Raw genomic sequence first — 21,613 nt, 5'->3', positions numbered from 1 at the left:
CGCATGAGTCACGTTCTTGCCGCCGTCGCCTGGCCCTACGCCAACGGCCCCCGTCACATCGGACACGTCTCGGGCTTCGGTGTCCCCTCGGATGTGTTCGCACGGTACATGCGGATGGCCGGCCACGACGTGCTCATGGTCTCCGGTTCGGACGAGCACGGCACCGCCATCCAGGTGAAGGCTGACGCCGAAGGTCTCACCCCGCGACAGACGGCCGACAAGTACCACCGGCAGATCGTCGAGGATCTGCAGGGACTCGGCCTGTCCTACGACCTGTACACCCGCACCACGACCCCCAACCACTACCGGGTGGTGCAGGAACTGTTCACCGCTCTGCACGACAACGGCTACGTGACGGCCAAGACGCAGATGGGCGCCATCTCGCCGTCGACCGGACGCACCCTGCCGGACCGGTTCATCGAGGGCACCTGCCCGTTGTGCGGCTACGACAACGCCCGCGGCGACCAGTGCGACCAGTGCGGCAACCAGCTCGACCCCGCGGACCTGATCAACCCGAAGTCGAAGATGAACGGCGAGACGCCGCAGTTCGTCGAGACGGAGCACTTCTTCTTGGACCTGCCCGCCCTGGCGCCGATGTTGGGTCAGTGGATCGACAGCCGTGAGGACTGGCGCCCCAACGTGCTGAAGTTCTCCCACAACCTGCTCGCCGAGATCCGGCCGCGGGCCATCACCCGCGACCTCGACTGGGGCGTCCCCGTGCCGCTCGACGGCTGGCGCGACGCGCCCATGAAGCGGATCTACGTGTGGTTCGACGCCGTCATCGGCTACCTCTCCGCGTCCGTGGAGTGGGCCAGGCGCACCGGGGACCCGGATGCGTGGCGCGCCTTCTGGAACTCACCCGCGGCACGCTCCTACTACTTCATGGGCAAGGACAACATCGTCTTCCACTCCGTGATCTGGCCGGGCATCCTGCTGGGCGCCAACGGTCAGGGCGTGCACGGCGGCACGATCCGCGACACTCTGGGGGAGCTGCAGCTACCCACGGAGGTGGTGAGCTCGGAGTTCATGACCATGAAGGGATCGAAGGTGTCCAGCTCGCGGGGCGCCTCGATCTTCGTCGGCGACTTCCTGGCCGAGTTCGGCCCGGATGCGCTGCGGTACTACATCGCGGTGGCGGGCCCGGAGAACCAGGACACGGACTTCACCTGGGACGAGTTCGTGCGGCGGATCAACTTCGAACTGGCCAACGAGTGGGGCAACCTGGTCAACCGGTCACTGTCCATGGCGCACAAGAACGTCGGGGCCATCCCGGCGGCGGGCGAGCTGACAGAGGCGGATCACGCACTTCTCAGCGGGTCGGCTGCCGCCTTCGAGGTGGTGGGGGAGCACATCGCCGCTCGCCGCTTCAAGGCCGGCATCACGGAGGCCATGCGGATCGTGGGGCTGGCCAACAAGTACCTCTCGGACCAGGAGCCCTGGAAGCTCAAGGAGGACGTGGCCCGCCGCGACACCGTCCTCCACGTCGCGCTCCAGGTGGTCTCGGACTGCAACACGCTCCTGACGCCCTACCTTCCGCACTCGGCGCAGAAGGTGTTCGAGGCGCTCGGCGGCGAGGGGGTGTGGGCGGCGCAGCCGCAGATCGTCGACGTGACGGAGGAGGATCTCACCTATCCCACGCTGCAGGGCGAGTACGGCGCTCAACAGGCCGTCTGGGAGTCTCGTCCGATCGTGGCGGGAACGCCCCTGGCCAAGCCGTCGCCGCTGTTCACCAAGCTGGACGAGGCGCTCGGCTCCACCGGGCCGAGCTGGGCGCCGATCGCAGGCTGATCCTCACCAGGAGCCGCCGCCACCGCCGCCGAAGCCGCCGCCACCGCTGAACCCCGAGAACCCGCTCGAGCCGCCGGTGGACTGGCTCATGCCGTCCATCCGGGCGGCCTGCATGGCGTCCGACATCGAGTGGGTGAGATTGTTCATGGCGCTGGCGAAGTAGTAGCCGTGCATGAGGTCCGCGCCCACGTACCAGCCGGTGTTGGCCTGATAGAGCCCCTGCGCGCCGAGATCCGCGAACAGCTTGGACCAGCGCTCGGCCACGCCGAAGACCATGGCGTAGGGAAGATACTTGCTGAAGATGTCCTCGCCCTCCTCGAACTGCAGCGTGTCCGCCTCGGCCGTGCGGAGGTACAGCTCGAAGCCCTTGGCCTGCGCCAGGTAGGCGGATCCGGTGGCCGTTCGCTTGCGGAACTTGCCCGACATCACGATCAGACCCAGGCCGAACACGGCAAGCGGGATGCCGATGAGACCCCAACCGACGCTGGCCGCGACGAAGGTGACCAGCAGCCCACCGCCGATCATGAGGGCGCCCAGGACGATCGGGACCATCTGCGCCGTCGTTGGGTTGCCCTTGAACCAGCCCTTGCGCACGACGGAGGCGTAGAGGCCGTTGCGGGCCTCAGGCAGCACCTGGGCGAACTTGGCCTTACTCAGCTCTTTCGAGGTGCGCACGCTGCGTCCCTGGAACAGGTCGCGCAGCAGCTTGTCCTCGAACGGCTCCAGCGGGCCGGGAGGGCCGTTGAGCGCTTCGAGTGTGAAGTCCCTCTTCGACTGCGAGTGGATCCGCAGGTACCCGCGCACGGCCAGGTCCACGATGGTGGCGGATACGTCGACGTTGTCCGCCGTCGTATCCATCAGCGTGCCGATCTCGCCGGGCGTCGCCCCCTTGGGTGGGTGGAACTGCACCGTGACCGGGAACTTTCCACTGCTCTGCCCGATCCGCTCCTCCTGCCCCGACAGGGGGGTGAGGCCCGGTGTGAGGCCCAGGTAGACGTCATCACGGGCGTGGCGACGACGCACAGCGATGAGCCCCGCCACGGCGGCGACGAGGCCGGCGCCGGTCACCGCGCCGGTGCCGGGCGTGAGCTCGAACGCGTTGTCCACGGTGACGCGGCGCGCCTTCTCCTGCACCACACCTGGGAAGGTCCCTGCGGGGAAACCGGCCACGACCTGCATCGAGGTCCGGGGGGGCAGCGCGTCCAGGGCGAACGTGGCCGTGTTCCCCGACTGGTCGGCTTCGCAGGGTGTGGTGACGCTCGGGCCGTAGAAGCACGCGACGTCCGCCAGGTCCGCCGGCCCGGTCACGTCGACGGTGATGTTGGAGAATCGGGACTGCCAGGCGGGGCCGATGACGTCCCAGTTGAACTCGTCCAGCCCGCTCTCCGGGTGGTCCGTGGCGATGAGGCCCGTCACGTCGTAGGAGACTCTGTAGTCCTCCGGAGTCGAGTTCCAGATGTTCTCATTGCCGACGCGAAGGCTCAGCATGTCGTTGGAGTTCTCGACGAACACCTCGGTGTTGGCGCCCGTGTCCGAGCTGACCTGGATGCCGGAGTAGTCGAACACGTAGTTCTCGTCCGGGTTGGCGCCGTCCTCCTGCAGCGTGGGCAGCAGGATGTACGGCCCGCGCGCCCGCAGGACGGAGAAGTCCATGGTGAAATCGATGGTGACGCTCGCCACCCCCTCCTCGGCGAGCTGCACATCCACGTCGTAGCGGGTGATGGGGGCCGATTCCTCGGCCGCCGCCGGCATCACCCCAAGCCAGGCGGCCCCGAGGGCCAACAGTAGTGCGAGAAGACCGGAGCGCAGCTTCGTCATACGTCAACTGTATCCATGACACCGAGCGCCGCCGCCATCTCCCTCCGCAGCTCGGCCAGGCGCCCCGCCGCGACCGTGCGCGCAGCCGCGACGTCGGCGGACTCCTCGGGGTCGAGGCGCACTTCCAGGTAGCACTTCAGCTTGGGCTCGGTGCCCGAGGGCCGCGCGACGACGTGCACCCGGTCACCGGTCAGCTCGACGGCGTCGGTGGGGGGCAGTGCCTCCGATCCCTCCGCGAGATCGGTCACCGCGACAGGTGAGCCGAGCAACGTCGCGGGCGGGTTTGCCCGCAGCCGCGCCATGGCGTCGGTGATGAGGGAGAGGTCCGCCACCCGCACGGCCAGCTGCGACGTCGCGGTGAGGCCGTACCGGCGCGCGATGTCGTCCAGCAGGTCCGCCAGCGTCCGGCCGGCGGCCTTGAGGTCCGCGACGATCCGCAGCACCGTGACGGCGGCCGTGATGCCGTCCTTGTCCGGCACCGTCCCGGAGTCCACGCAGTAGCCGATGGCCTCCTCGTAGCCGAAGGCCAGGTCCGGCACGCGTCCGATCCACTTGAAGCCCGTCAGGGTGGTCACATGGGCTCTGCCGGCCGCCTTCGCCATGCGCGCCAGCAGCGTCGAGGACACCACCGAGTTGGCGAACGTGCCGGGCACCCCGCCCGCGATGGCGTCGTGGCCGAGGACGGCGCCCAGCTCGTCGCCGGTGAGCATCCGCCACCCACCGTCGACGACGGCGGCCACCGCGCAGCGGTCCGCATCCGGATCGTTGGCGATCACCACGTCCGCGCCCTCGGACGCTGCGAGCTCCAGCGCCAGGTCGATGGCGCCCTCCTCCTCCGGGTTCGGGAACGCGACCGTGGGGAAGTCCGCGTTGGGCTCGGACTGCTGCGTCACCTCGACGGGGGCGGGTAAACCCGCTGCCTCGGCGACGCGGCGCATGGTCTTGGCCCCGACGCCGTGCAGGGCGGTGTGCACCCACACCAGGTCCCGCGGGGACCCGGCCGGGTAGAGCGCGGCCGCGCGTTCCACGTACGCATCGAGCAGCTCTGCGGTCACGTCGCGGCGGGCATCCGAGCGGGGAAGGGTGGCCCACCCTCCTGCTGCGACGGCAGCGATCTCCGCCGCGATCCCGGCGTCCGCCGGTGGCACGATCTGGGAGCCGTCGCCGAGGTAGACCTTGTAGCCATTGTCCGCGGGCGGGTTGTGGGAGGCGGTGACCACCACCCCGGCGACGCAGCCGAAGTGCTGGATGCCGAAAGCGACCACCGGCGTGGGGATGGGCTCACCGGTCCACATCACCTCGAACCCCGCGCCGGCGAAAACCTCCGCGGTATCCAGCGCGAATTCTTCCGACTTGTGCCGGGCGTCGTGGCCGACGACGACCCGCCCGCCGCTGTGACCGTTGGCGGCGAGCCACGCTGCGAAGCCGGCGGCGGCCTGCGTCACCACCACCCGGTTCATCCGGGCGGGCCCGGGGCCGATGGGGCCGCGGAGACCCGCCGTGCCGAACTCGAGCGGGCCGGCGAAGGCGGCGGCCAGGTCCGCGAGAGCGGCGGCGCGGATGGCGTCGTCGTTGGCCTGGGCGCGCACCACCACCTCGTCGAGCTCAGCGGCCGTCTCAGGGTCCGGGTCCGCGTCGCGCCATGCCTGCGCGATCGTCAACAGCTCGCTCATCACAGCTCCCCGACGATGCCTGAGAGCAGGCGGGCGAGCCGGGGGCCCGCGTCGCGCCCCGCCTGAAGCACCTCCGAGTGATCGAGTGCCGACCCGCTGAGGCCGGCGGCCGCGTTGGTGACCAGGGACAGCCCCAGCACCTCCATGCCCGACTCGCGGGCGGCGATGGTCTCCAGCGTGGTTGACATGCCCACGAGATCTCCGCCGAGCACCCCGGCCATCCGGACCTCCGCCGGGGTCTCGTACTGTGGACCGCTGAACTGCACGTAGACGCCCTCCGGCAGGGCCGGCTCGACGCGCCGGGCCAGATCCCGCAGGCGCCTGGAGTAGGCCTCGGTCATGTCGATGAACGTCGCACCGCGCAGTGGCGTGGCGCCGGTGAGGTTGATGTGGTCCGCGATGAGCACGACGGTGCCCGGCACCCAGGCGGGGTTGAGCCCCCCGCACCCGTTGGTGAGCACCAGCGTCGGGGCGCCCCAGGCCGCCGACGTGCGGATGCCGTGGACCACCGGGTCCACCCCGCGGCCCTCGTAGAGGTGGGTGCGCCCGGTGAACGTGGCGGCCACCTTTCCCGACGACGTGCGCGACAACAGCAGCTGACCCCCGTGGCCGCTGACCACGGGCCTGCTGAAGCCGGGGACCGCGGCAAGCTCGATGCTGCCCAGGGGCTCGCCCAGCTGGTCGGCTCCCGAGGACCACCCGGAACCCAGCACCAGTGCCAGGTCGATGCGGTCCAGGTCGAATCGGGAGCGGAGGAAGTCTGCGGCCTCGGCCGCCAGGTCGAAGGGTTCACTCACCCGGTCCAGCATAGGCGAGCGCCGTTCGGGCCAGCGGCGCTATGGGAAGATGGGGCCGTGACCAAGGTAGTGATCATCGGCGGAGGCCCAGGCGGCTACGAGGCGGCCCTCGTGGGCAATCAGCTCGGCGGGGAGGTCACCCTCATCGAGCGGGACGGGCTCGGGGGAGCCGCCGTCCTCAGCGACTGCGTGCCCTCGAAGACCCTCATCGCCACCGCCGAGATCATGGTGCGCATCGAGAGCGCCCGGCAGCTGGGGCTCCACATCGCCGCCCCCGACGTCAAGGACATCGTCCGGGTGGACCTGGGTGAGGTCAACGAGCGCGTGTTGAAGCTCGCCCGGGCCCAGTCGGCCGACATCGCGCAGCGCCTGCGGCAGGACGGGGTCCATCTCGTCAGCGGCACCGCGCGCCTGGACGGGCCCACCCGCGTCGTCGCCTCCACCGAGTCCGGGGAGCAGGTCTTCGACGCCGACGTCGTGCTCATGGCCACCGGCACCACCCCCCGGGAGCTGCCGGATGCGCAGTGCGACGGGGAGCGGATCCTCAACTGGAAGCAGGTCTACAACCTCACCGAGGTGCCGGAGCGGCTCATCGTCGTGGGTTCCGGCGTCACGGGGGCCGAGTTCGCCTCCGCCTATGACGGCCTCGGCTGCGACGTGGTCCTGGTGTCCTCCCGCAGGCAGGTGCTGCCCGGGCAGGACCAGGACGCGGCTGCAGTGCTGCAACGCGCGTTCGAGCGCCGCGGCATGGAGATCATGAGCGAGTGTCGCGCCTACGCGGCCCGGCGCGACGGTGACGACGTGGTGGTATCGCTCGAGGACGGCCGGGAGGTGCGCGGTTCCCACTGCCTGATGGCGGTGGGGGCCATCCCGAACTCCGCCGGGCTCGGGCTGGAGGAGGCGGGCGTCGCGATGACGCCGTCGGGCCACATCTCGGTGGATCGGGTCTCGCGCACCAGCGTGCGCAACATCTACGCGGCCGGTGATGTGACCGGTGTGTTCGCGCTGGCCTCCGTGGCCGCGATGCAGGGCCGCATCGCCATGTGGCACGCACTGGGCGACGCGGTGACGCCGCTGGACCTTCGGCGCGTGTCGTCGAACGTGTTCACCACCCCGGAGATCGCCACGGTGGGCATCACCCAGGAGCAGGCGGACTCCGGCGAGGTGCGGGTCGCGTCGGTGCTGCTGCCGCTCGCCTCCAACGCGCGCTCCAAGATGCAGGGCTTCACCGACGGTTTCGTCAAGCTGTTCTGCCTGCCCACGACGGGCATCATCATCGGCGGCGTCGTGGTGGCCCCCCGCGCGTCGGAGCTGATCCACGCGGTGTCGATCGCGGTGGCGCAGAAGGTGACCGTGGAGGACTTCAGCCAGGCCTTCACGGTCTACCCGTCGATGTCCGGGTCCATCGCGGAGGCCGCACGCCGCCTGCACAGCCGCGACGGCGCGCTCCTCACGAACTAGTCGTCGAACAGGCCCATCAGCAGGGAGAAGCCGCCGGGGTCGTGGCCGGTCTGGACGCGCGACACGAGGCGTGCGCGATCAAATAGCCCCGGCCCCAAGGCGACCTCACTCCGCGTCGACGATCTCGCAGAGCACCTCACCCGCGCTCACGGCCTGCCCGGCCTCCAGCTTCAGTCCGACGATGACGCCGTCACGGTGCGCGTTGAGCGGCTGCTCCATCTTCATGGCCTCGATGACGGCGATGGTCTCGCCCTCGCCCACCTGCTGACCCTCCTGCACCGACACCTTGACGATGGTGCCCTGCATGGGCGTGACCAGTGCGTTCCCCGACGGGGCCGACACCCTGCTGCCCCCACGATCGCGCTTGGCGGGCTTCTTCACGGCCTTGGACGCCGCCGGACGGGCTCCGAAGCCGCCTGGCAGCTTGACCTCCACGCGCTTGCCGTTGACCTCGACCGTCACGACCTCCGGCTCCGGCAGGTCCTCGGCCTCGCCCAGCACACCGGTGTAGGCGGCGATCTCGCCTGTGAACTCCGTCTCGATCCAGCGTGTGTGCACCGCGAACACGCCGTCCGGCGCGGTGTAGGCGGGCTCGTTCAGCACGGCCTGATGGAACGGGACGACGGTGGGCATGCCCTCGATCTTCAACTCGGCCAGGGCGCGACGCGAGCGGGCCAGGGCCTGATCGCGGTCCGCGCCGGTGATGATCACCTTGGCCACGAGCGAATCGAACGCCCCGGGGACGGTCATGCCCACGTGGTAGCCCTCGTCCACCCGGACGCCCGGGCCCGACGGGGCGTGCCATTTCACCAGCGTGCCAGGGGCGGGCATGAAGTTGCGGCCGGCGTCCTCGGCGTTGATCCGGAACTCGATGGAGTGCCCGATCACCTCCGGGTCCGTGTAGCCCAACTCCTCGCCGGCGGCGATGCGGAACATCTCGCGCACCAGGTCGATGCGGGTGACCTCCTCGGAGACCGGATGCTCCACCTGAAGGCGGGTGTTGACCTCGAGGAACGAGATGGTGCCGTCGAGGCCGACGAGGAACTCGCAGGTGCCGGCCCCGACGTACCCCGCCTCCTTGAGGATGGCCTTGCTCGACTCGTACAGCCGGGTCACCTGGTCCTCGGTGAGGAACGGCGCGGGGGCCTCCTCCACGAGCTTCTGGTGTCGGCGCTGCAGGGAGCAGTCGCGCGTCGACACGACGACGACGTTGCCGTGGCTGTCCGCCAGGCACTGGGTCTCCACGTGCCGGGGCTTGTCCAGGTAGCGCTCGACGAAGCACTCCCCACGACCGAACGCCGTGACCGCCTCGCGGGTGGCGGACTCGAACAGCTCCGGCACCTCCTCCATGGTGCGGGCCACCTTGAGGCCGCGACCGCCGCCGCCGAAGGCGGCTTTGATGGCGATGGGGAGGCCGTGCTCGCGGGCGAAGGTGAGCACCTCGTCGGCGTTGGCCACCGGGTCGGCGGTACCCGGCACCAGCGGCGCCCCCACCTTGTGGGCGATGTGGCGTGCCTTGACCTTGTCCCCGAGCGAATCGATGGCGGCGGGCGGCGGGCCGATCCAGATCAGGCCGGCGTCGATGATCGCCTGGGCGAAGCCTGCGTTCTCGGCGAGAAAGCCGTATCCGGGATGCACGGCGTCCGCGCCGGAGCGCTGAGCCACATCCAGGAGCTTGGGGATGTTGAGGTAGGTGTCCGCTGGGGTGGCACCGTTGAGGGCGAACGCCTCGTCGGCCAGCTTGACGAACAGGGACTCTGAATCGGAATCCGCGTACACCGCAACCGACGCTATGCCCGCGTCCCGGGCGGCTCGGATGACACGGACGGCGATCTCCCCACGATTGGCGATCAGAACCTTCGAGATGGCGACGTTGCCCACTCTGGACCCTCCTGTATTCGGCTTTGACGCGAGTGTATCCGCGCGGCAGGTGCATGGACGCCGCGTCCACAGCCTGTGACACTGGGCCCATGCCGGTTCCGCCCTTCATCGCCCATCTCCGCCGCCACATCGGCACCGCCCAGCTCTGGCTCATGGGCGCCAACGTCGCGGTGCTGCGCGACGGCGAGGTTCTGCTGGTTCGACGGGCCGACACCGGTGAGTGGGCCCTCATCAGCGGCATCGTCGATCCCGGCGAGAACCCGGCCGAGACGGCCGCCCGGGAGGCGCTGGAGGAGGCCGGTGTGCGCATCGAGGTGGAGCGGATGCTGTGGCTGGTGGTCAACGAGCCGCTGACCTACAGCAATGGCGACCGCTGCCAGTACCTGGACCACGGCTTCCGGGCCCGGTGGATCGGCGGCGAGGCGCGGGTGGCCGACGACGAGTCCACGGAGGTGGCCTGGTTCCCGGTCGGCGCGCTTCCCGAGCCGCGACAACCGCGTCTCGAGTCCATGGTGCGCCTCGCCCTGGATGACCCCCGCGACGTGGCGCTGACTCTCTAGTCCACGCCTCGCTGGTCCCGCAACGCCTGGAACCAGGACCGCGGCATGGGCTTGGGGGAGTCCTGCGTGATCGGAGGCATGACGACGGTCTCCTTCGCCGACTCCTCGAGCGCCTTCTCCTGCTCCCACTCGGTGAGCACCTGCTCGACGTATTCCTCCCTCTCCTCGATCGACGGCGCCGTCGTGGTCTCGGGCTCCAGCCGGGTGCGCGGCAGCGCGTAGACGGCGTGCCGCTGCACCCAGCCGATGAGCTCTTCGCGCACGTGGCAGCGCAGATCCCACAGCTCGCCGGACGAGGATGCCGAGACGACGGCGCGGATGCGCACCGGCCCCCCGACGGCGTCGGTGACCTGCAGGTTGACGCTGCGGCCGTCCCAGAGGGCGCTGGCCTGCACGATGCGGGTGAGTTCCACGCGCATCGCCTCCACCGGCACCAGCCAGTCGAGGTCCAGCTCCACGGTGCCCAGCATCTGCGCCTCGCCGCGCGTCCAGTTCTCGAACGCCTTCGTCGTGAAGGCCGTGCTGGGTACGATCCACCGCCTGTCATCCCAGGTGCGCACCACCACGTAGGTGAGGGTGATCTCCTCGACGGTGCCCATCTGCGTGTCGAACACCACCAGGTCCCCCACGCGCAGCGCATCGCTGAAGGCGATCTGCATGCCGGCGAACACATTGGACAGCGACGACTGCGCCGCGAGCCCCGCGACGATGGAGAGCAGGCCCGCGGAGGCGAAGAGGGAGGCCCCGATGGCGCGGAACTGCGGGAAGGTGAACAGGGCCCAGGCGACGGCGCAGATCCACAGCACCGCGATGAGCACCTGGGTGATCACCTGCATCTGCGTGCGGACCCGCCGGAAGTGGGGGGTCCCCTCGTCCGCGCGTGCCCGGGCGACGATCGCGTCCTCCACGGCCTTCATCGCACCCGTGGCCAGATAGGCCCCGGCGAGGATCATGACGATGAGGAACCCCTGCATGAAGACCGGGCGCCACTCGGGGGCGGCGTGCGTGGGCGTCGTCGCGGTGGCCAGCCCCACGCCGATCCCGGCGCCGAGCAGCGTGAGGAAGAGACGCTGGGGCACCTTGAGGCGCCGCGACACGAACCCGAGCCCCGTCCTGCGACGCACGACGAAGCGCATCGCCACCGAGATGATGATCGACAGCACCGCGCCCGCGGTGAACCCGGCCGCGGCGTACGCGGCGAGTGTCAGCAGTTCCATGGGGTCAGCCTACGAGGCGCGGTCTGTGCGGAGGCTGAGCGCGGCCAGGTCACCAGTGGCGGTGAAGGCGCCGTCGTGGCCGGCCGATTCGAACAGCAGCGATCCGTTGGCGTCCGCGGTCACGGTGAAGCCCATGGCGGGCAGCTCGCGGCGCAGGTAGGCGATGATCTCCGGCGCGCCCGGCGAGGTGAGCATGACGGTCACGTTGTTGGGGCTGTCGATCCGCTGCTCGACGGCGGCACCGGCGGGGAGGGAGAACCCGGGGGGAGCGTTGGTGAAGCCGAGATCCGACAGGAGCACGCCGTCGGGCGGCGCCGACGCCACCGCGACGGCAGTGGCCGAGGGCGCGGGGGTGGTGGCCTGGGACGCGGTGCAGCCGGTGAGAGCGAGCGCGCACGCCAGGGCGAGAGCGATCCGGTTCACGCCCGCCACTGTACCCGCAGGGCTCAACGCCACAGGGACTGCCAGGGCACCCCGGCGTCGATCACCATCTGGCGGAACATGGGCAGCGAGACGCCCACCACGTTGTAGGGATCCCCCTCGATCGACGTGACGTACGCGCCACCGCGGCCGTCGATGGTGAAGCCGCCGGCCACGCGCTGGGGCTCCCCGGTGGCGGCGTAGGCCCTGATCTCGTCGTCGGGAAGGTCCGCGAACCGCACCAGGGTCGATCCCACCCGCGTGTAGCGGATGTCCTCGGCGCCGCGCCGCACCGCGACGAAGTGGCCGGTGTGCAGCAGGCCCTCCCGGCCGCGCATCCGCTGCCAGCGTTCGACGGCGGCCTCCTCCGAGCGTGGCTTGCCGTGGGAGCGGCCCTCGAACTCGAGCACCGAGTCGCAGGCGAGCAGCACGAAGTCGCCCTCCAGGTGCGGCAGAACCGCAGTGCCCTTGCACTCGGCCAACCGGCCGGCCAGGGCGGCGGGGACGGGGTCGGCGATCTGCCGCTCGTCGAATCCGGAGACGATCACCTCAGGTTCGAGGCCGGCGCGGCGCAGGACCGTGAGCCGAGCCGGCGACTTCGAGGCGAGGATCAGCCGCATGGTCACATGCGGTGGTAGGTGCGCCACGCGTCGCGCCCCCCGACCAGCGGTGAGCGGACCGTGCGGTAGTAGGACGTCCAGCCGCCCGCCGTGGGGCGTGCGTCAGCCGAATGCAGCTGCTCAGGGCCCGACGAGGCGGTCATCACCGCCACGACGGCGGCGATCTCCTCCTCGGTCAGGTTCGCGCCCCGGAACTCCAGGTGCCCGGTCACAGCGGGATGTTCCCGTGCTTCTTCGGCGGGAGGACCTCGCGCTTGGTCCGGAGCAGCCGCAGCGCGCGGATCACCTGGGCCCGCGTCTCGTGCGGGTAGATGACCTGGTCGATGTAGCCGCGGTCCGCCGCGACGTAGGGGTTGGTGAGCTCGTCGTCGTACTCCTGGACCAGCCGGGCGCGCTCCACCTCCGGGCTCTCCGCGCCAGCGAGCTGCTTCCGGTAGAGGATGCTGACCGCGCCCTGCGCGCCCATGACGGCGATCTGCGCGGTGGGCCAGGCGAGGTTGATGTCGGCACCCAGATGCTTGGACCCCATCACGACGTAGGCGCCCCCGTAGGCCTTTCGCGTGATCACGGTCAGCAGCGGCACGGTGGCCTCCGCGTAGGCGTAGATCAGCTTGGCGCCGCGGCGGATGATGCCCTGGTGTTCCTGGCCGACGCCCGGCAGGAAGCCGGGCACGTCGACGAACGTGAGCACCGGGATGTTGAAGGCGTCACACGTCCGGACGAACCGGGCGGCCTTCTCGGCCGAATCGATGTCCAGGCAGCCCGCGAACACCGTCGGCTGGTTCGCGACGATGCCGATCGAGCGGCCCTCGATGCGGCCGAAGCCCACGATGATCGAGCCGGCGAACAGGGGCATCACCTCGAGGAATTCGTCGTCGTCGAGGACGTTGCGGATGACCTCGCGCATGTCGTAGGGCTGGTTCGCCGCGTCCGGGATGAGGAGGTCCAGCTCGCGGTCGTGGTCCGTGATGGTGAGGTCCGCGTGGTCGTCGTCGAAGACGGGGGCGTCCTCCAGGTTGTTCTGCGGCAGGTAGGTGAGCAGCTCGCGCACGTACTCGATGGCGTCGTTCTCGTCCGCGGCCAGGTAGTGGGCGTTGCCGGACCTGGTGTTGTGGGTGCGGCCGCCGCCGAGTTCCTCCATGGAGACGTCCTCGCCCGTGACGGTCTTGATCACCTCCGGGCCCGTGATGAACATCTGCGAGGTCTTGTCCACCATGATGACGAAGTCCGTCAGCGCCGGGCCGTACACGTGGCCGCCGGCCGCCGCGCCCATGATGAGCGAGATCTGCGGGATCACGCCCGAGGCACGGGTGTTGCGCTTGAAGATCTCGCCGTACAGGGCCAGCGAGACCACACCCTCCTGGATGCGCGCGCCGCCGCCCTCGTTGATGCCGATGATCGGCACTCCCGTCTTGAGCGCAAAGTCCTGGATCTTGACGATCTTCTCGCCGTACACCTGGCCGAGGGCGCCGCCGAAGATGGTCACGTCCTGGCTGAACACGCACACCGGGCGGCCGTGGATGGACCCGGTGCCGGTGATGACGCCGTCGCCGAACGGGCGGCGCGCGTCCATCCCGAAGGCGGTCGTGCGGTGACGTGAGAACTGGTCGAACTCGGCGAAGCTTCCTTCGTCGAGGAGGGCCATGATCCGCTCTCGGGCGGTCATCTTCCCCTTGGCATGCTGCTTCTCCACCGCTTCGGCCGAACCGGCGTGCACGGCTTCGTCGATGCGCACTCCGAGATTGGCGATCCGACCGGCAGTGGTGTGGATGTCGATCTCCATGCCGACACCATAGCGGCGGAACCGGTCAGTCCCGGTGGCCGCTCAGATTGTTGGATGGCTGGGGGTGAATCGCCCCAGGTTTCGTGCCGCTCCCATGTGGGGTGCTGCCCTCGTTGAGGAGGTCGTCTCGTCCCCGCCGGCCCTGTGCCCCCGGGCTACGATGTGGCGGTGACTCCCACCTTCTCCGACGCCGGCCGCATCGTGGCGTTGCTCCCCGCCGCGACACTGTGGCGCTCCGTCGACGTGGTGGAGACCACCGGCTCCACCAACGCGGACCTCGCGGCGCGGGCGCGTGCGGGGGCGACGGAGGGTGCCGTCCTGGTGTCCATGGAACAGACGGCCGGGCGCGGGAGGCTGGACCGCCAGTGGGTGAGCCCGCCGGGGGCGTCGATCTCGATGTCGCTGCTGCTGACCCCTCAGCCGGAGTTCCCACAGTGGGGCTGGCTCTCGCTGCTGGCGGGCATGGCCGTGTCGTCGGCGGTGGCCGAGCTCGCCGACGGCGCGGCGCCGGTGTCGCTGAAGTGGCCCAACGACGTCCTCATCCGCGGCCGCAAGGTCTGCGGCATCCTCTCGGAGCGGATCGAGCACCCGGAGGGGGCGCGTGCCGTCGTCGGCATCGGGATCAACGTGGACCTGTCGGCGGACCAGCTTCCCGTGCCCAACGCGACATCGCTCGCCCTCGAGGGACTCCCGACGGACCAGAACCGCATCGTCGCCGGGGTGCTGAGCCACTTCGAGCGGCTCTACCGGTCCTGGCAGCTGCGGGGCAACCTGCGCGCGGAGTACGAGGCCCGGTGCGCCTCCGTCGGGGCGCAGCTGACCGTCATCCTCGACGGCGACCGCCGCGTCTCAGGGACCGGCAGGGGCGTCGATCAGTGGGGGCGGCTGCAGGTCACCACAGCCACCGGCATCGAGACCTTCGCCGTGGGCGACGTCGTGCACGCGAAGCTGGGCTGATTCGTCGGTGGCGCGTGCCAGACTGGGCGCTATGGCTATCGACAAGGACCAGCTCGGGCGCGACGAGGTGGTCATCGCCTCCATGCACACCCACGTCAAGGCGCTGATCGGCCCCGCGCTGATCCTCATCCTCCTGGGGGCCGGGCTCGGCGTGTCCATCGCGCTGCTGCCGCCCGCGTGGCAGCCGTGGGCCACGTGGGTGGCGATCGCCGTGGCGCTGGTGCTGTTCCTGTTCCTGGTGCTCATCCCGTTCCTGCGCTGGATCACCTCCAGCTACACCATCACGGACCGTCGGATCATCACGAGGCACGGCATCATCAACAAGCTCGGCCACGACCTCCCGCTGCGCCGCATCAACAACGTCAACTACGAGCGCTCGCTGACTGACCGCATGCTGGGCTGCGGCACGCTGATCCTGGAGACGGCGGCCGGCCAGCCCCTGCGGCTGCCCGACGTGCCGGACGTCGAGCGCGTGCACGTGACCATCACGGAGTTGCTGTTCGAGGAGCAGGACGACAGCGACGAGTAGCCGCTTGGGTATGCTGCCCCGGTGACTCGTCGCTACGCAGTGGCCATCGCCGGCGGTGGGCAGCTGGCCCGCATGATGCACCAGGCAGCCATCCCGCTCGGCATCGACGTCCGCCTGCTCGCGGAGGGGCCGGACGTGTCCGCCGCGCAGGTGGTCCGCGGCGCCGTCGTCGGAGACTACCGCAGCCTCGACACGCTGATGTCCTTCACCGACGGCGTCGACGTGCTCACCTTCGACCACGAGCACGTACCCACGCGGCACCTGGCTGAGGTGTCGCGGAAGGTGGCCGTGCGCCCCGGCCCGGACGCGCTGGTGTACGCGCAGGACAAGGCGCTGATGCGCGAGAAGATGGCCGAGCTCGGCGTGGACTGCCCCGCGTTCGCCGTATGCGACACCGTCAACGAGTTGTCCGCCTTCGGCGAGCGGCAGGGCTGGCCCATCATCGCCAAAACCTCCCGCGGCGGCTACGACGGCAAGGGCGTGTGGAAGCTCGACGACGACTCGCAGGCCGAGGCTCCGTTCGACGGGATCGCGCACTCGTCGGCGGGGGAGCGGGTGCGCATCGTGGCGGAGGAGTTCGTCGACTTCGCTCGCGAGCTCTCCGCCATCGTCGTCCGTTCTCCCTCGGGGCAAGTCGTGGCGTACCCGATCAGCGAAACCGTCCAGACCGACGGCATCTGCGTCGAGACCGTCACCCCCGCGCCCGGGCTGGACCCTGACCGCGCGGCCGGGCTGCAGCAGATGGCCATCCGGATCGCCAACGAGCTCGGCGTGGTCGGCGTGCTGGCGGTCGAGTTGATGGAGGCCCGCGACGGCCGGATCGTGGTCAACGAACTGGCCATGCGCCCCCACAACACCGGCCACTGGACCATCGACGGCGCCCGCACCAGCCAGTTCGAGAACCACATCAGGGCCGTGCTCGACCTGCCGCTGGGGTCGCCGGAGCTGCGCGACGACGTGGTGGTCATGACCAACGTCCTCGGCGGCGCCGAGAAGGACCTCACGGGCGCGCTGATGCACGTCTTCGCCCGGGATCGCGAGATCCGCGTGCACCTCTACGGCAAGGAGGTGAAGGCCGGCCGCAAGGTGGGTCACGTCACCGCCCTCGGCACCAGCCTCGACGACGTCCGCCGCCGCGCGCACCACGCCGCCGGCTACCTGATGGGAGACCCGAATGCCTGAACCGCTCGTCTCGATCGTGATGGGGTCGGACTCCGACTGGCCGACGATGTCTGCCGCCGCCGACGCGCTCGCCGAGTTCGGCGTGCCCTTCGAGGCCGACGTCGTCTCGGCGCACCGCATGCCCGACGAGATGGTGGCCTTCGGGCGGGGCGCGCACGAGCGCGGTGTCCGCGTCATCATCGCCGGCGCGGGGGGCGCGGCGCACCTGCCGGGCATGCTTGCCGCTCTCACGCCGCTGCCGGTCATCGGGGTGCCCGTGGCGCTGAAGTACCTCGACGGCATGGACTCGCTGCTGTCCATCGTGCAGATGCCCGCCGGGGTGCCGGTGGCGACGGTGGCCATCGGCAACGCCCGCAACGCCGGCCTGCTCGCCGTGCGGATCCTGGCCGCCTCGGACGAGGCGCTGATCCAGCGCATGCTGGACTTCCAGGAGTCGCTGCGCGACGCCGCCCGGGCCAAAGGCGCGGTCGTCCGCGAGGCGTCCGGCCAGCAGCCGTAAAGGGGGCGAATCCGGGGAGACGGGCCCCGATACCGGCCAGGTCCCGGGATTCCCACTGCGGAGAGGCCAGCTATCGCGATCCCGACTCAATCGGTGCCGTCGGGGTCTTAATGATGTATTGACCTGGGGTTTTGCTGTTCCTACCGTGGAACTATGCCGCGCGACGACGCGCTGGAGAGCCCAAGGAGATCCATGTCAAACTTCGTCAAGGGCACGTTGGTCGAGGCCATCCTCGGCGCCGTGCTGATCACGCTGCTGCTGCTTCCGTTCCAGATCCTGCTCCCGCAGTACGCCGCCTACACGCCGTTCCTCATCGTCCCCATCATCGTGTTCTTCGCGCTGCAGCTGCCCCTCGGCGGGCTCGTACCGATGGTGCTGAGCTTCCTCGCCGGCGTGGTGTGGGGCTTCCTGTTCGCGCTGGTGGCCGGCCCGATGCTGGCGGCCGACCCCGCCTCCGCGCCGCTGGTGCTGGGAGTGGGCATCACGCTGGTGATCTTCCTCATCCTCGCCGTCCACCCGACCGTGCTGGGCAAGACGCCGCTCGCCATGGTGCCGGTGGTCCTGCTCGGCTTCGTCGAGTCGCTCATGGTGATGATGGTGCTCAGCCAGATCGGCGACAACCCCGGAGCCCCCGCCGCGCTGGTTCCCCCCGCGGGGCTCCTGGCGATCGCCGGGTTCTTCGTCTACGGCGCCGTGATGACCGCGATCATGGTGGTGGTCAGCGGGAAGGCGGCCGACGCCGTCGCCGGGCCGGGCTGGAACCCGCGCCGCGGCGCGCCCCAGCAGGCACCGGTGGGCGCCAATCGCTGACGGACCCGCCGTCGAGGTGCCAAGCTGACCGGTATGGATCTGCGGCGCCTCAAGTACTTCGTTGTGCTGGCCGAGGAACGCCACTACGGCCGCGCGGCCGCCCGGCTGTTCCTCGCCCAGCCCGCCCTCTCCCAGCAGATCAAGTCCCTCGAGAGCGAGCTCGGGGTCCAGCTGTTCAACCGCTCCACCCGGCGCGTCGACCTGACGCCCGCGGGGGAGCGGTTGTTCGCGCGGGCCACCGAGATCCTCAGCGTCATCGATGTCACTGTCGACGAGGTGCGCCGCGTCCACGCCGGCGAGGAGGGCACCGTCCGCCTGGCCTTCATCGGCTCGTCGACCTATGAGCTGATGCCGACACTGGCCCGGGCCCTGGCCACCGAGCTGCCGAACCTCCGTCTGGAGCTGCAGGGCGACCTGCTGAGCCCGGAGGTCGAGCGGTCGCTGGTGGAGGGACGCAGCGACATCGGCGTCCTGCGCCCGTTCCCGCGCACCGATGGAGTGGGCTCCAAGGTGCTGCGCCGCGAGCCGCTCGTCGTGGCGGTGCCGGTCAACCATCGGCTCGCCGGCGAGGAGCCCGTTCAGCTGGCGTCCCTGGCGGGCGAGGCCTTCGTCGGCTACCCGCGGAAGGCGTCGGCGACGGGTGACGCGGTTCTCGCGGCGTGCCTGGCGGCCGGCTTCGAGCCGGAGATGCGCTCGGTGGTCCGGGAGACGTCGACGCTGGTGGCGTTCGTCGCCGCCGGGCTCGGGGTCGCGCTGGTGCCCGAGGGCGTGCGCAACGTCCAGATCCCGGGGGTGGTCTACCTGCCGCTCGCCGACGAGCCCGGCCCGACGCTGGACCTGGTGGCGGCGTGGCGCGAGGCGGCGCCGTCGGGCGTGGTCCAGCAGGTGCTCACACGGCTCGAGGCGCTGGTGCGCTGACGGGGGCGCCGGTGGCGTCCACCACCTGTTGCAGCGTCACGCCCGGCGCGAGTTCGACCACCTCGAAGTGGGTGCCGCGGACGTCGAATACGCCCAGATCGGTCACCACGCGCTCGACGATGCCCTGTCCGGTGAGCGGGAGGGCGCATTGCGCCAGCAGCTTGGGCGCGCCCGCCCTGGTGGTGTGGTCCATGACCACCACGACGCGTTTGGCTCCGTGCACGAGGTCCATGGCCCCGCCCATGCCCTTGACCAGGGCGCCGGGGACCATCCAATTGGCGATGTCGCCGTTGCAGGCCACTTCCATGGCGCCCAGCACCGCCACGTCGATGTGGCCGCCGCGGATCATGGCGAAGCTGGTGGCCGAGTCGAAGAACGAGGCACCCGGTTCGACCGTGACGGTCTCCTTGCCGGCGTTGATGAGGTCAGGGTCCACCTCGTCGTCGTACGGGTAGCGGCCCGTGCCGAGGATGCCGTTCTCGGACTGCATCACGATGTGCACGCCCTTGGGCAGGTGGTTGGGGATCAGGGTGGGCAGCCCGATGCCGAGGTTGACGTACTGGCCGTCCGACAGCTCGAGCGCGGCGCGGGCGGCCATCTGTGCGCGGGTCCAGGGCATGGCTCAGGCCTCCAGGTCGGGGCGGACTGTGGTGGTGCGCTTCTCGATCATCTTCGCGACCGCCTGCTCCGGAGTCAGGGCCACGACGCGGGCGACGAAGACGCCGGGCAGGTGCACGTCCTCCGGGTCGATGGCGCCGGCCTCCACCACCCGTTCCGCCTCGACGATGGTCAGCCGCCCAGACATGGCCGCGGGCGGGTTGAAGTTCTGCGCGGCGGCGTGGAAGCGGCAGTTGCCGTGGCGGTCTACGACGGCGGCGCGGATCAGTGCCACGTCCGCGACGATGCCCTCCTCCAACACCATCGGCTGCCCGTTGAACACCCGAACCTCCTTCGGCGGCGACGCCAGCGCGACGGACCCGTCGGGGGCGTAGCGCCAGGGCATCCCGCCGTCGGAGACCAGCGTGCCGACGCCCGACGGCGTGAAGAACGCCCCGATCCCGGCGCCGCCCGCGCGCAGCCGCTCGGCGAGCGTGCCCTGCGGGGTGAGCTCCACCTCCAGCTCGCCGGCGAGGAACTGGCGAGCGAACTCCCGGTTCTCGCCGATGTAGCTGCTGATGGCGCGGCGGATGCGACGGGCCTCGAGCAGCTTGCCCAGGCCGGCGCCGTCGACGCCGAGGTTGTTGCTGACGATCTCGAGGTCCGTCGCGCCCTGCTCCAGCAGCGCGTCGATGAGGATCCAGGGGATGCCGGCGAGCCCGAACCCGCCGACGGCGATGCGGGAGCCGGACGCGATGTCGGCCACCGCCTCCGCGGCCGAGGCCACCACCTTGTCCATCAGGCCACCCGCTCGAACACCGCGGCCAGGCCCTGCCCGCCGCCGATGCACATCGTCTCCAGCGCGTAGCGGCCCCCGGAGCGGCGCAGCTCGTGGGCCATCGTCGCGAGGATCCGCGCCCCCGTGGCGCCGACCGGGTGGCCGAGCGAGATCGCCGACCCGTTGGGGTTGAGCCGCTCGTCGGTGGGGGAGAGCCCCCATTCGGTGAGCACCGCCAGCGCCTGCGCGGCGAAGGCCTCGTTGAGCTCGATGAGGTCCAGGTCCGCCAGGGTCAGGCCCGCCCGGCCGAGCGCGGCGGCCGACGCGGCCACCGGCCCGATGCCCATCCGCTCCGGCTCGACGCCGGCCAGCCCCCAACCCCTGAGCTCGAGCATCGGGGTCAGGCCGCGCCGCTCGGCCTCCTCCATGGTGGTGACGATGCACGCGGCCGCGGCGTCGTTCTGTCCCGACGCGTTGCCGGCGGTCACGGTGGCCTGGGGGTCGGACCCCGCGAGGATCGGGCGCAGCCGGGCCAACGCCTCCATCGTCGTGTCCGGCCGGATGTGCTCGTCGGAGGCGACGGTGGTGACCCCGCCCCGCCGCGACACCTCCACGGGCACGATCTCCGCGTCGAAGAGCCCCGCGGCCTGTGCCGCGGCCGCCTTCCGGTGCGAGGCCAGCGCGAACTCGTCCTGCGCCTCCCGGCTGATGCCGTACTCGCGCCGGAGGTTCTCCGCGGTCTCGATCATGCCGCCGGGGATGGGATGGTCGCGGCCCCCGGCCGTGGCACGGGCGCGGGCAAGGCGGTCGGTCAGCTGCACCCCGTCGCCCTTCACGCCCTGCCTCAGCAGCGCGTAGTGCTCCACACCGCTCATCGACTCGGCGCCGCCGGCGATCACCAGTCGGCTCACGCCCGCCTGGACCTGCATCGCCGCGGTGAGCACCGCCTGCAGCCCGGATCCGCAGCGCCGGTCCACCTGCTGGCCAGGCACACCGACGCCGAGGCCGGCGTCCAGCGCGACGACGCGGCCGAGCGCCGGGAACTCGCCGGAGGGGTTGCAGTTGCCGAGGATGACGTCGTCGACCGAGTTCTCCCCGAGCCCGGCGCGGCGGGCGACCTCGCGCACCGCGACGGTGCCCAGCTCGGCCGCGGACAGGCTCGACAGACCGCCCAGGTAGGCGCCGACGGGCGTGCGGACGGGCTCACAGATCACGATCATGCATTGAGCTTCGCACGCCGTACCCATGCGAAGTCCAATACCTAGATGCGTCGGATTGATAAGCAACCCGGTCAACATTTCCGTTGACCTGACCGCCACCCCACG

21 protein-coding genes are annotated in these 21,613 nt (G+C 70.5%); 9 read left to right on the top strand and 12 right to left on the bottom strand.

Features of this window, described 5'->3' with window-relative positions; genetic code table 11:
• Positions 1-3 precede the first annotated feature (3 nt).
• Positions 4-1,788 carry a methionine--tRNA ligase gene (gene metG / locus ACZK5N_RS06305; RefSeq protein WP_459019150.1) on the top strand — a complete coding sequence of 595 codons (1,785 nt, stop codon included), beginning with the start codon at positions 4-6 and terminating at the stop codon, positions 1,786-1,788.
• Positions 1,789-1,791: 3 nt separating this feature from the next.
• On the opposite strand, the gene ACZK5N_RS06300 is transcribed toward metG, so the two are convergent.
• The 3 genes from ACZK5N_RS06300 to ACZK5N_RS06290 are packed head-to-tail and all read right to left on the bottom strand — an operon-like array spanning position 1,792 to position 6,088.
• Complete coding sequence (locus ACZK5N_RS06300) at positions 1,792-3,606, bottom strand: DUF2207 domain-containing protein (RefSeq protein ID WP_459019151.1); 1,815 nt, start codon at positions 3,604-3,606, stop codon at positions 1,792-1,794.
• Positions 3,603-5,279 carry a phospho-sugar mutase gene (locus ACZK5N_RS06295; RefSeq protein ID WP_459019152.1) on the bottom strand — a complete coding sequence of 559 codons (1,677 nt, stop codon included), beginning with the start codon at positions 5,277-5,279 and terminating at the stop codon, positions 3,603-3,605. Before ACZK5N_RS06295 ends, ACZK5N_RS06300 begins: the two co-directional genes overlap by 4 nt.
• The gene (locus ACZK5N_RS06290; RefSeq protein ID WP_459019153.1) at positions 5,279-6,088 is read right to left on the bottom strand and encodes a purine-nucleoside phosphorylase; all 810 of its coding nucleotides are present in this window, start codon (positions 6,086-6,088) and stop codon (positions 5,279-5,281) included. The genes ACZK5N_RS06295 and ACZK5N_RS06290 overlap by 1 nt, the downstream gene beginning before the upstream one ends.
• Positions 6,089-6,133: 45 nt before the next feature.
• On the opposite strand from ACZK5N_RS06290, the gene ACZK5N_RS06285 reads away from it, so the two are divergent.
• Positions 6,134-7,537: an NAD(P)H-quinone dehydrogenase gene (locus tag ACZK5N_RS06285; RefSeq protein ID WP_459019154.1), complete on the top strand. Its 1,404-nt coding sequence runs from the start codon at positions 6,134-6,136 to the stop codon at positions 7,535-7,537.
• 105 nt (positions 7,538-7,642) lie between these two features.
• Here ACZK5N_RS06285 and ACZK5N_RS06280 read toward each other — a convergent pair whose 3' ends face one another.
• The gene (locus ACZK5N_RS06280) at positions 7,643-9,418 is read right to left on the bottom strand and encodes an acetyl-CoA carboxylase biotin carboxylase subunit (RefSeq protein WP_459019155.1); all 1,776 of its coding nucleotides are present in this window, start codon (positions 9,416-9,418) and stop codon (positions 7,643-7,645) included.
• Positions 9,419-9,507: 89 nt separating this feature from the next.
• On the opposite strand from ACZK5N_RS06280, the gene ACZK5N_RS06275 reads away from it, so the two are divergent.
• Positions 9,508-9,978: an NUDIX hydrolase gene (locus ACZK5N_RS06275; RefSeq protein ID WP_459019156.1), complete on the top strand. Its 471-nt coding sequence runs from the start codon at positions 9,508-9,510 to the stop codon at positions 9,976-9,978.
• Here the strand turns inward: ACZK5N_RS06275 and ACZK5N_RS06270 are convergent.
• Genes ACZK5N_RS06270 through ACZK5N_RS06250 form a run of 5 tightly spaced genes read right to left on the bottom strand, consistent with a single transcriptional unit; the run spans position 9,975 to position 14,018 of the window.
• The gene (locus ACZK5N_RS06270) at positions 9,975-11,195 is read right to left on the bottom strand and encodes a mechanosensitive ion channel family protein (protein WP_459019157.1); all 1,221 of its coding nucleotides are present in this window, start codon (positions 11,193-11,195) and stop codon (positions 9,975-9,977) included. The genes ACZK5N_RS06275 and ACZK5N_RS06270 overlap by 4 nt on opposite strands.
• A gap of 9 nt (positions 11,196-11,204) precedes the next feature.
• A complete protein-coding gene (locus ACZK5N_RS06265) occupies positions 11,205-11,618 on the bottom strand; it encodes a hypothetical protein (RefSeq protein WP_459019158.1) in 414 nt (137 codons plus the stop codon).
• A 23-nt stretch (positions 11,619-11,641) separates the two neighbouring features.
• Positions 11,642-12,235, bottom strand: a complete 594-nt coding sequence (locus ACZK5N_RS06260; RefSeq protein WP_459019159.1) for a Maf family protein — start codon at positions 12,233-12,235, stop codon at positions 11,642-11,644.
• 2 nt (positions 12,236-12,237) lie between these two features.
• On the bottom strand, positions 12,238-12,447 hold the full coding sequence (locus tag ACZK5N_RS06255; RefSeq protein WP_459019160.1) for an acyl-CoA carboxylase subunit epsilon: 210 nt from the start codon (positions 12,445-12,447) through the stop codon (positions 12,238-12,240).
• The gene (locus ACZK5N_RS06250; protein ID WP_459019161.1) at positions 12,444-14,018 is read right to left on the bottom strand and encodes an acyl-CoA carboxylase subunit beta; all 1,575 of its coding nucleotides are present in this window, start codon (positions 14,016-14,018) and stop codon (positions 12,444-12,446) included. Before ACZK5N_RS06250 ends, ACZK5N_RS06255 begins: the two co-directional genes overlap by 4 nt.
• 168 nt (positions 14,019-14,186) lie before the next feature.
• Between ACZK5N_RS06250 and ACZK5N_RS06245 the strand changes: the two genes are divergently transcribed.
• The 6 genes from ACZK5N_RS06245 (at position 14,187) to ACZK5N_RS06220 (ending at position 18,913) form a co-directional block, all read left to right on the top strand.
• The gene (locus ACZK5N_RS06245; protein ID WP_459019162.1) at positions 14,187-14,975 is read left to right on the top strand and encodes a biotin--[acetyl-CoA-carboxylase] ligase; all 789 of its coding nucleotides are present in this window, start codon (positions 14,187-14,189) and stop codon (positions 14,973-14,975) included.
• 31 nt (positions 14,976-15,006) lie between these two features.
• The gene (locus tag ACZK5N_RS06240) at positions 15,007-15,504 is read left to right on the top strand and encodes a PH domain-containing protein (protein ID WP_459019163.1); all 498 of its coding nucleotides are present in this window, start codon (positions 15,007-15,009) and stop codon (positions 15,502-15,504) included.
• Between the two features lie 21 nt (positions 15,505-15,525).
• Positions 15,526-16,686: a 5-(carboxyamino)imidazole ribonucleotide synthase gene (locus ACZK5N_RS06235; RefSeq protein WP_459019164.1), complete on the top strand. Its 1,161-nt coding sequence runs from the start codon at positions 15,526-15,528 to the stop codon at positions 16,684-16,686.
• Positions 16,679-17,185, top strand: a complete 507-nt coding sequence (gene purE, locus ACZK5N_RS06230) for a 5-(carboxyamino)imidazole ribonucleotide mutase (protein WP_459019165.1) — start codon at positions 16,679-16,681, stop codon at positions 17,183-17,185. Before ACZK5N_RS06235 ends, purE begins: the two co-directional genes overlap by 8 nt.
• Positions 17,186-17,377: 192 nt before the next feature.
• On the top strand, positions 17,378-17,995 hold the full coding sequence (locus tag ACZK5N_RS06225; RefSeq protein WP_459019166.1) for a hypothetical protein: 618 nt from the start codon (positions 17,378-17,380) through the stop codon (positions 17,993-17,995).
• 33 nt (positions 17,996-18,028) lie between these two features.
• Positions 18,029-18,913, top strand: coding sequence for a LysR substrate-binding domain-containing protein (locus ACZK5N_RS06220; protein WP_459019167.1), 885 nt, complete (start codon positions 18,029-18,031; stop codon positions 18,911-18,913).
• Here the strand turns inward: ACZK5N_RS06220 and ACZK5N_RS06215 are convergent.
• The 3 genes from ACZK5N_RS06215 to ACZK5N_RS06205 are packed head-to-tail and all read right to left on the bottom strand — an operon-like array spanning position 18,885 to position 21,508.
• A complete protein-coding gene (locus ACZK5N_RS06215; protein ID WP_459019168.1) occupies positions 18,885-19,532 on the bottom strand; it encodes a 3-oxoacid CoA-transferase subunit B in 648 nt (215 codons plus the stop codon). The genes ACZK5N_RS06220 and ACZK5N_RS06215 overlap by 29 nt on opposite strands.
• Positions 19,533-19,535: 3 nt before the next feature.
• Entirely contained in the window at positions 19,536-20,309 is a 774-nt protein-coding gene (locus tag ACZK5N_RS06210) for a CoA transferase subunit A (RefSeq protein WP_459019169.1), read from the bottom strand.
• Positions 20,309-21,508 (bottom strand): acetyl-CoA C-acetyltransferase, encoded by a 1,200-nt coding sequence (locus tag ACZK5N_RS06205; protein ID WP_459019170.1) that lies wholly within the window; start codon positions 21,506-21,508, stop codon positions 20,309-20,311. The genes ACZK5N_RS06210 and ACZK5N_RS06205 overlap by 1 nt, the downstream gene beginning before the upstream one ends.
• Positions 21,509-21,613 lie beyond the last annotated feature (105 nt).

Source organism: Tessaracoccus pujii, assembly GCF_055326215.1.
Note: the sequence above shows the minus strand (reverse complement) of the source record. Positions and strands in the feature narration are given on the sequence as shown.